This window comes from Burkholderia sp. 3C, assembly GCF_054589155.1.
Genome location: NZ_BAAILN010000044.1, coordinates 429,482 through 438,393 on the forward strand (window position 1 = coordinate 429,482; position 8,912 = coordinate 438,393).

Consider the following 8,912-nt stretch of genomic DNA (forward strand, 5'->3'; position numbering starts at 1 on the left):
TTGTCTCCCCTTACAGCACTTTCGCTTCGGTCTTCAGCTTATCGACCAGCGTCTTCACGTCGGCCACCTTCACACCTGCCGCGCGCTTCGGCGGCTCGGCCACCTTCAGCGTCTTCAGGCGCGGCGCGACATCCACGCCGAGCTCTTCCGGCTTGATGTTTTCCAGGGGTTTCTTCTTGGCCTTCATGATGTTCGGCAGCGTCACGTAGCGCGGCTCGTTCAGGCGCAAGTCGGTCGTGACCACGGCCGGCAACGTGAGTGACAGCGTTTCCGAACCGCCGTCCACTTCGCGTGCGACCGTCGCGCGACCGTCGGCGATCGTCACCTTCGAGGCGAACGTCGCTTGCGGCAGGCCGGCCAGCGCGGCCAGCATCTGGCCCGTCTGGTTCGAATCGTCGTCGATCGCCTGCTTGCCGAGGATCACCAGTTGCGGCTGTTCCTTGTCGACCAGCGCCTTGAGGATCTTCGCCACCGCCAGCGGCTCCACGCCCGCATCGGCCGAACCGGCCTCCACCAGGATCGCGCGATCGGCACCGATCGCCAGCGCCGTGCGCAGCGTTTCCTGCGCCTGCGCCACGCCGATCGACACGGCGATCACTTCCGTCGCCACGCCCGCTTCCTTCAGGCGCACCGCTTCTTCCACGGCGATTTCATCGAAGGGATTCATCGACATCTTCACGTTCGCGATATCGACGCCCGTTCCGTCCGACTTCACGCGGACCTTCACGTTGTAGTCGACCACTCTTTTTACCGGCACCAGGATTTTCATGCACACGCTCCAAAGTTACGAATACGACCGACGGCCATTTTATAGCGTCGCCACCATCAAGGCGGCAAAGCGGAGCTATCTGGCCCCTCGACCGACGAGGATAACGTCATTCGGCGACACGCCGGCAATAGCGAACGATCGTACTATTTTAAGAGAGAAAAATCCCTCAAGCCAAGCCCGGGTTCTGGACCCTCGCCTCTAATCGGCGGCACGCGCCATGCTGCGCACCGCCCGGGACTGCCCGGCCGGCCGGCACGCGGCCGGCTGGCGTCCCTGTCAACGGTGGCTCAGGCGACGCACCAGCCAGTCGCCGAACGACTGCACGATCTGCACGAACACGATCAGGATCGCCACGACCGTCCACATCACGTCCGGCTCGTAGCGCTGATAGCCATAACGGATGCCGAGGTCGCCCAGGCCGCCGCCGCCGATCGCGCCGGCCATCGCCGAATAGCCGACCAGCGACACGAACGTGATGGTCAGGCCGGCGACGATGCCCGGCCATGCCTCGGGCAGCAGCACCTTGAACACGATCTGGCGCGTGGTGGCGCCCATCGCCAGCGCCGCCTCGATCAGACCCCGATCCACCTCGCGCAGCGCCGTCTCGACCAGCCGCGCGATGAACGGCGCGGAGGCCAGCGTCAGCGGCACCACGGCCGCGGCCGTGCCGATCGACGAGCCGACGATCAGCCGCGTGAACGGAATCACGGCAACCAGCAGGATGATGAACGGTGTCGAGCGCACCGCATTGACGAGCCCGCCGAGCAGGCGGTTGACGGCGAGGTTCTGCAGCACGCCCTGACGGTCGGTCAGATAGAGCAGCACGCCGAGCGGCAGCCCGACCAGCGCGCCGACCACGCCGGAGATGCCGACCATGATCAGCGTCTCCCAGAACGACTGCACGAACATATCCAGCATTTCACTCAACATGCGACAACTCCTCGACCACCACGCCCTGCTCGCGCAGATACGCGAGCGCTTCGCCGACCTTGCCCGGTTCGCCGCCCGCGAGCACCGCGAGCGAGCCGAACGGCTGGCCCTGGATCTCGTCGATCTGGCCGTGCAGGATGTTGAAATCCAGTTCGTAGCGGCGGATGGTTTCCGACAGGATCGGCTGGTCGACGCCGTTGCCGGCGAACGCCAGGCGCAGCAGATGGCTGCGGCCGCCCCTGAGCTTCTCGGCGACGCGCGCCTTCAGCGCCGGCGGCAACTCCTGCGCGATCACGTCGCCGATCAGCGCGCGCGTGACTTCGTGATGCGGCTGCATGAACACGTCGATGACCGGGCCGGTTTCCACCACGCGGCCGGCGTCGAGCACGGCCACGCGGTCGCACACCTGCTTGATCACTTCCATCTGGTGCGTGATCAGCACGATCGTCAGGCCGAGTTCGCGGTTGATCTTGCGCAGCAGGTCGAGAATCGCGCGCGTGGTTTCGGGATCGAGCGCCGAGGTGGCTTCGTCCGACAGCAGCACCTTCGGCTTGCTGGCCAGCGCGCGAGCGATGCCGACGCGCTGTTTCTGGCCGCCGCTGATCTGCGACGGGTAGCGATCCTTCTGCGCCGTCAGCCCCACCAGGTCGAGCAGCGGCAGCACGGTCGCGTCGATCTGGGCGCGCTTCGCGCCGGCCAGCTCCAGCGGCAGCGCGACGTTCTGGTAGACGGTGCGCGACGACAGCAAATTGAAGTGCTGGAAGATCATGCCGATGTCGCGGCGCGCGGCGCGCAACGCGTCGGCGGACAAGCGCACCAGGTCGCGGCCGTCGACCACCACCTCGCCCTCGCTCGGGCGCGTCAGCAGGTTGATGGTGCGCACCAGCGTGCTCTTGCCGGCGCCGCTGCGGCCGATGATGCCGAACACCTCGCCGCGGGGAATCGTCAGATTGACGTTGCGCAGCGCTTCGGTCCAGCCTTGCGGCCCGGGGAATCGCTGCGACAGGTTACGAATTTCGATCATGTAAACAAAACGGCGGAAGCTGCGAGGCCGATCGTGTCGGGCATCGCCGGCTGCCGCCGTCATATCCGGGAATAGCCGCGCAGTTTACCGCACGCACCTCATTTCCCTTAATAATCGATTCCGCTTCTTTCATAACCTGCGGAAATTAGAGGCGTGCATCCGTACCGCGCGATGACGGCGCGACTATGATCGTCGGCACTTCCATCCGCCCTATCGGAGACACGCGCGATGAACGCCACGCTTCCCCCGTCGGGGCATGCAGGACCTTCAGCAGCAGCAGTCGGTGCAAGCGTGCGCACGGCCGACGGCATCGAGCTGGCCGCCTGGCGCTGGCCGGCGGGCGACACGCCACGGGCGACGGTCGCGCTGCTCCACGGGCTGGGCGAACACGCGCGCCGCTACGACGCGCTGGCCGGCAGGCTGAACGCGGCCGGCATCGAACTGGTGGCCGTCGACCTGCGCGGCCACGGCCGCTCGCCCGGCCCGCGCGCCTGGGTCGAACGGTTCGACCGCTATCTCGACGATGCCGACGCGCTCGTCGATTACGCCACCCACGCCGGCAGCGCTCACGGCACGACGCCGCTGTTCCTGATGGGACACAGCATGGGTGGCGCGATCGCCGCGCTCTACGCGATCGAGCACGCGAACGTGCGGGGCCGCCGCTTCGCCGGGCTGATCCTGTCGAGCCCGGCACTTGCCCCCGGCCGCGACGTACCGCGCTGGATGCTGGCCGCGAGCCGCTTCATCAGCCGCGTGTGGCCGCGCTTTCCGGCGCTGAAGATCGACGCGGCACTGCTCTCGCGCGACCCGGCCGTGGTGGCCGCCAATCGCGCCGATCCGCTCGTGCATCACGGCGCGGTGCCCGCGCGCACCGGCGCGGAAATCCTGGTGGCGATGGAGCGAATTGCGCGCGGCCGGGCGTCGTTGGCGTTACCCACGCTCATCTACCACGGCACGGCCGACAAGCTGACCGAGCCCGAAGGCAGCCGCGAGTTCGGCGCGCAGGCCGGGCCGGCCGACAAGTCGCTGACGCTCTACGACGGCAACTATCACGAGACGATGAACGACCTCGAACGCGAGCGCGTGATCGGCGCGCTGATCGGCTGGATCGTGGCGAGAAGCTGAATGACGGCGGCCGCGCTCAGATCCCGGCCAGCGTGCGCAGATGCGCGACCACGCTGCGCCCGAGCGCCGACAGGTTGTAGCCGCCTTCGAGGCAACTGACAATGCGGCCCTGCGCATGACGCCGCGCCACGTCGCAGATCTGCGCGGTCAGCCATTCGTAGTCGGCCTCCACCAGCCCCATGCGGCCGAGATCGTCCTCGCGATGCGCGTCGAAGCCGGCCGACACGAACAGCATCTGCGGACGAAACGCCTCGAGCCGCGGCATCCACAGCAAATCCACCGTCTCGCGGATCGTCATGCCGTTGGTGCGCGCCGGCACCGGCACGTTGACCATGTTCGCGGCCGGGTGCTCGGTGCCCGAGAACGGGAACAGCGGATGCTGGAAGAAGCTGCACATCAGCACCCGCGGGTCGTTCGCGAACGCGGCCTCGGTGCCGTTGCCGTGATGCACGTCGAAATCGATCACGGCGACCCGTTCGAGCCCGTGCACGTCGAGCGCATGGCGCGCCGCGATCGCCACGTTGTTGAGGAAGCAGAAGCCCATCGCACGCGCCGGCTCGGCGTGATGGCCGGGCGGCCGCACGCTGCAGAACGCGTTGTCGTAGCGCCCCTCGATCACCGCGTCGGTGGCCGCGATCGCCGCGCCGGCCGCGCGCAACGCGGCGCGCCACGTGTGCGGGTTCATCGAGGTGTCGGGGTCGAGCGTGAAGTAGCCGGCGTCGGGGATGCTCGAGCGCAGGTAGTCGATGTGCGCGTGCGTATGAACGCGCGCCAGATCCGCCTCGCTCGCGAGCGGCGCGCTCTCGTGTTCGATCAGGTCGTCGATCCGGCTGGCGATCAGTTGATCCTGGATCGCCGACAGCCGCGACGGGCATTCCGGATGCCACTCGCCCATCTCGTGCAGCAGACAATCGGGATGCGTGTAAAAAGCGGTTGCCATTGACGTGTGTCGCGACACGAGCGAAGCCGGTGCCGCGAGTCTCCTTCGATGATGACGACGCGTCGTCGCGCGCGGATTCGCCGCTAACTTACCACATTGGCCTCGGCACCAAACCGATGCGCGAAAAGCGTCAGTTATACTGCCCCGAACTCAACCGCGCTGTCCTTCCTCCGGTTCCCATGACTCTCCGATCGTCCGCCGTCTCCCCTTCGCTTCGTTCGCCTTCTCGCTTTCCGCTCAAGAGCCTGGTGCTCGCTGCAGCCGTCGCGACGCTGGCCGCATGCGCGCAGACGCCGGCCGGCCCGCAGGCCGCGCAACCGGCCGGCGCGATCGCCACCGCACCGGCAAACGCCGCGGCCGGCACGCCGGTGGCGGCGCCCGTCGTCGCCACCGTGCCTTCGGCGGCAGCGCCACAGCCGTCGCCGGCCATCGGCCTGTCGCCGTCGGAAGAACAGATCGTGCCGCAACAGTATGCGAACAATCCGAAGGTCGATGCCTTCATCAACGAAATCGCCGCACGCGACGGGCTCGATCCGGCGCGCCTGCACGCATTGTTTGCCAGTGCGAACTATTCGGCGACGGCCGTGCGCCTGGTGCGTCCGGCCCCGTCGCCGTCGGTCAAGAACTGGCGCGTCTATCAATCGCGCTTTCTCGACACGATCCGCATCAACGCCGGCGTGAAGTTCTGGCGTGCGAATCAGGCCACGCTGCAGCGCGCCTCGAACGAATTCGGCGTGCCGCCCGAAGTGATCGTCGGCATCATCGGCGTGGAGACGATCTACGGCCGCTTCATGGGCAACTTCCCGACGCTCGACGCGCTGACCACGCTGGCCTTCGACTACCCGGACACGCCGAACCGCGACGACCGCCAGGCAACCTTCCGCAAGAACCTCGAGGATTTCCTGGTCTGGACGCGCGACAGCCAGATCGATCCGACCAGCGTGAAGGGCTCCTACACGGGTGCGATCGGCATTCCGCAGTTCCTGCCGAGCAGCATCCGCAGCTATGCGGTCGACTACGAAGGCACCGGCCAGATCAACCTGCGCACCAGCACGGCCGACGCGATCGGCAGCGTGGCAAACTATCTTAAGCAGCACGGTTGGGAGCCGGGCCGCCCGGTGGTGTGGAACATCGCGTCCGACGCGGGCAGCCAGGGCGTGGCGCAAGCCGCCGCCGACGGCAAGCCCGAGCCGCACCTGCAACTGTCGCAACTGACGCAGGCCGGCCTCGTGCTCGACGAGCCGTCGGTCAATGCGGCCGCCGAAGCGAGCACGCCGGTGCTGGTGATCGACCTGCCGAGCCCGGGCCGCGCCACCGAGTACAAGATCGGCCTGAAGAATTTCTACGTGCTGACGCGCTACAACCGCAGCTTCTTCTATGCGCTGTCCGTGTATCAGTTGGGTGAACGCGTGAAGCAGAAGATGCTCGCGACGCAGTAAGCCCTGTGGCGCCAAGCCACGCCACAAAGAAAAAGCGCCGTTCTTCAACGGCGCTTTTTTCATGGGCGCGCCGTCATGCGAGGCGCGCCGGATGCGATGCGAACGCTCAGGCCGGGAACACGCCCGTCGACAGATAACGGTCGCCGCGGTCACACACGATGAACACGATCGTCGCGTTCTCGACCTGACGCGCGATGCGCATCGCCACTTCGCACGCGCCGCCCGACGAGATGCCGCAGAAAATGCCTTCGACGGCCGCCAGCTTGCGCGCCATCGCTTCCGAGGCGGCCTGGCTCACGTTCTCGACGCGATCGACGCGGCTGCGGTCGAAGATCGACGGCATGTAGGCTTCGGGCCACTTGCGGATGCCCGGAATGCGCGAGCCGTCCTCGGGCTGCGCGCCGACGATCTCGACCTTCTCGTTCTGGCTCTTCAGGAACTGCGACGTGCCCATGATGGTGCCCGTCGTGCCCATCGCCGATACGAAGTGCGTGATGCGGCCTTCGGTATCGCGCCAGATTTCGGGGCCGGTGGTTTCGACGTGGGCGAGCGGATTGTCGGGATTGGCGAACTGATCGAGGATCACGCCCTTGCCTTCGCGCTGCATCTGGTCGGCCAGATCGCGCGCCAGCTCCATGCCGCCCTTGGTGGGCGTGAGCACGATTTCGGCGCCGTAGGCGGCCATGCTCTGACGGCGCTCGACCGAGAGATCTTCCGGCATGACCAGCAGCATCTTGTAGCCGCGGATCGCCGCGGCCATCGCCAGCGCGATGCCGGTATTGCCGCTGGTCGCCTCGATCAGCGTGTCGCCCGGCTTGATCCGGCCACGCTCCTCGGCCTTGCGGATCATCGACAGCGCGGGCCGATCCTTCACCGAACCGGCCGGGTTGTTGCCTTCGAGCTTCGCGAGGATCACGTTGTTGCGCGAGCGAATCTCGTCGTCCGGCACCCGGACGAGCTGCACGAGCGGCGTGTTGCCGATCGTGTCTTCGATAGTTTTGTAAGCCATGAACGTAATGTGGATGCGAGGCCGATGAATCCGAAGATTGTAATCCAGCGTCGGATCCGCCGTGCGGGGCGGAATCGCGGCCGGGCGGGAAGACGATACGCGCGCTCGGCGCCGCACCGGCCCATCACGCAAAAAACCCGCGACAGCGCCGCGGGAATCCGTCGACCAGCGACGGCTGAAGGAGCCATGACGGCATGATGCAAGCCGCGCGCCCAACGCGACCCGCCTGACCGGGCGAAGCCGGCTATTTATCGATCACTTGCCGGACAGCTTCGCCGGCACCGCCGTAGCGGCGCGCGCGGCCGGCGCCTTCGCGGCACCGATCGTCAGGCCGTCGGACACGAGCCGCTCGACCGATTTCTCGCCGATACCGCTCACGCGTCGCGCGAGATCGGCGGCATCCTTGAACGGCCCATGCGCGGCGCGCTCGTCGACGATCGCCTTGGCCTTCGCCGGACCGATGCCCTTGATGCCACGCAGCGCATCGTCGCTCGCCTGATTGACGTCGACCGCGGCCCACGCCTGAGCCAGCCCCGCGCAACACATTGCCACCACCAGAATCTTCTTCAGCATCCGGATCTCCCATCAAGAAAAACGGCCGGCGGCTGCCGACCGTGAGACCCAGTGTAGGGACGATCCGATCTGGCTTACAGCTGGCCGAACAGCCAGCGCACGTAACGGTCGACGCCTTCCTGCACCGTCAGGAACGGTGCGTCGTAACCGGCCGCGCGCAGCTTGCCCTGATCGGCCTGCGTGAAGCATTGATACTTGCCGCGCAGCGCGTCGGGGAACGGCACGTATTCGATCAGCCCCTGCTCGACCTGCTGGGCCAGCGTCAGCGGCGGCTGGCCGTCGAGCGCGCGCAGCGTGTTGACCACCGAGGTGGCGATGTCGTTGAACGGCTGGGCGCGGCCCGTGCCGAGGTTGAAGATGCCCGACTTCTCCGGATGATCGAAGAAGAACAGGTTGACCTTCACGACATCCTCGACCGAGACGAAATCGCGCGTCTGCTCACCGGGTGCATAGCCGTTGTACTCGCCGAACAGCTTGACCTTGCCCTCGGCGCGGAACTGGTTGAAGTTGTGAAACGCCACCGAGGCCATGCGGCCCTTGTGGGTTTCGCGCGCGCCGTACACGTTGAAGTAGCGAAAGCCCGCAATCTGGCTCTTCGCGTCGGGCAGCACGCGGCGGATCACCTGATCGAACAGGAACTTCGAATAACCGTACACGTTCAGCGGCGCTTCCACCTCACGATCCTCGACAAAGCGCGTCGAGCCACCGTAGATCGCCGCCGACGACGCGTACAGAAACTGCGTGCCGTTCGCCAGGCAGGTGTCGAGCACCGCGCGGCTGTAGCGGAAGTTGTTGTCCATCATGTAGCGGCCGTCGGTTTCCATCGTGTCCGAACAGGCGCCTTCATGGAACACCGCGCGCACCTTGCCGAAATCGCCGCGCTGGAAGCGCTCGACGAACTCGGTCTTGTCGAGGTAGTCGTCGATTTCGCAATCGACGAGGTTCTTGAACTTGTCTGCGCGGGTCAGGTTGTCGACCGCGATGATGCGCGTTTCGCCGCGCTCGTTGAGCGCCTTGACGAGATTCGCGCCGATGAAACCGGCTGCGCCGGTGACGATGAGCGTCATGATCGTCCTTCTCGGAAAGTGAATGAAGCGGGGGGG

At 66.5% G+C, this 8,912-nt stretch carries 9 protein-coding genes; 2 read left to right on the forward strand and 7 right to left on the reverse strand.

The window, feature by feature from the left end; all coding sequences use genetic code 11:
- Positions 1-10: 10 nt before the first annotated feature.
- From ACYP33_RS08320 to ACYP33_RS08330, 3 genes are all read right to left on the reverse strand, one after another.
- Positions 11-769 carry an electron transfer flavoprotein subunit beta/FixA family protein gene (locus tag ACYP33_RS08320; protein WP_459620912.1) on the reverse strand — a complete coding sequence of 253 codons (759 nt, stop codon included), beginning with the start codon at positions 767-769 and terminating at the stop codon, positions 11-13.
- 276 nt (positions 770-1,045) lie between these two features.
- Positions 1,046-1,699, reverse strand: a complete 654-nt coding sequence (locus tag ACYP33_RS08325) for a methionine ABC transporter permease (RefSeq protein ID WP_206127685.1) — start codon at positions 1,697-1,699, stop codon at positions 1,046-1,048.
- Entirely contained in the window at positions 1,689-2,723 is a 1,035-nt protein-coding gene (locus ACYP33_RS08330) for a methionine ABC transporter ATP-binding protein (RefSeq protein WP_414450138.1), read from the reverse strand. Before ACYP33_RS08330 ends, ACYP33_RS08325 begins: the two co-directional genes overlap by 11 nt.
- A gap of 291 nt (positions 2,724-3,014) precedes the next feature.
- Here ACYP33_RS08330 and ACYP33_RS08335 point away from each other — a divergent pair, with 291 nt between their 5' ends.
- The gene (locus ACYP33_RS08335) at positions 3,015-3,848 is read left to right on the forward strand and encodes an alpha/beta hydrolase (RefSeq protein ID WP_459621082.1); all 834 of its coding nucleotides are present in this window, start codon (positions 3,015-3,017) and stop codon (positions 3,846-3,848) included.
- Between the two features lie 16 nt (positions 3,849-3,864).
- Here ACYP33_RS08335 and ACYP33_RS08340 read toward each other — a convergent pair whose 3' ends face one another.
- On the reverse strand, positions 3,865-4,788 hold the full coding sequence (locus ACYP33_RS08340) for a histone deacetylase family protein (RefSeq protein ID WP_459620914.1): 924 nt from the start codon (positions 4,786-4,788) through the stop codon (positions 3,865-3,867).
- 179 nt (positions 4,789-4,967) lie between these two features.
- On the opposite strand from ACYP33_RS08340, the gene mltB reads away from it, so the two are divergent.
- A complete protein-coding gene (gene mltB, locus ACYP33_RS08345; protein ID WP_414450140.1) occupies positions 4,968-6,227 on the forward strand; it encodes a lytic murein transglycosylase B in 1,260 nt (419 codons plus the stop codon).
- A 106-nt stretch (positions 6,228-6,333) separates the two neighbouring features.
- Here mltB and cysM read toward each other — a convergent pair whose 3' ends face one another.
- The 3 genes from cysM to rfaD all read right to left on the reverse strand — a co-directional run bounded on the left by cysM (position 6,334) and on the right by rfaD (position 8,876).
- Positions 6,334-7,236: a cysteine synthase CysM gene (gene cysM / locus ACYP33_RS08350; protein ID WP_414450141.1), complete on the reverse strand. Its 903-nt coding sequence runs from the start codon at positions 7,234-7,236 to the stop codon at positions 6,334-6,336.
- 255 nt (positions 7,237-7,491) lie between these two features.
- On the reverse strand, positions 7,492-7,809 hold the full coding sequence (locus ACYP33_RS08355; RefSeq protein ID WP_459620916.1) for a ComEA family DNA-binding protein: 318 nt from the start codon (positions 7,807-7,809) through the stop codon (positions 7,492-7,494).
- Between the two features lie 74 nt (positions 7,810-7,883).
- Complete coding sequence (gene rfaD, locus ACYP33_RS08360) at positions 7,884-8,876, reverse strand: ADP-glyceromanno-heptose 6-epimerase (protein ID WP_459620918.1); 993 nt, start codon at positions 8,874-8,876, stop codon at positions 7,884-7,886.
- Positions 8,877-8,912: the final 36 nt, after the last annotated feature.

Coding starts and splice junctions, on each gene's coding strand:
- ACYP33_RS08320 (WP_459620912.1), bottom strand. CDS start 769: ATGAAAATCCTGGTGCCGGTAAAAAGAGTGGTCGACTACAACGTGAAG.
- ACYP33_RS08325 (WP_206127685.1), bottom strand. CDS start 1,699: ATGTTGAGTGAAATGCTGGATATGTTCGTGCAGTCGTTCTGGGAGACG.
- rfaD (WP_459620918.1), bottom strand. CDS start 8,876: ATGACGCTCATCGTCACCGGCGCAGCCGGTTTCATCGGCGCGAATCTC.
- ACYP33_RS08330 (WP_414450138.1), bottom strand. CDS start 2,723: ATGATCGAAATTCGTAACCTGTCGCAGCGATTCCCCGGGCCGCAAGGC.
- mltB (WP_414450140.1), top strand. CDS start 4,968: ATGACTCTCCGATCGTCCGCCGTCTCCCCTTCGCTTCGTTCGCCTTCT.
- ACYP33_RS08340 (WP_459620914.1), bottom strand. CDS start 4,788: ATGGCAACCGCTTTTTACACGCATCCCGATTGTCTGCTGCACGAGATG.
- ACYP33_RS08355 (WP_459620916.1), bottom strand. CDS start 7,809: ATGCTGAAGAAGATTCTGGTGGTGGCAATGTGTTGCGCGGGGCTGGCT.
- cysM (WP_414450141.1), bottom strand. CDS start 7,236: ATGGCTTACAAAACTATCGAAGACACGATCGGCAACACGCCGCTCGTG.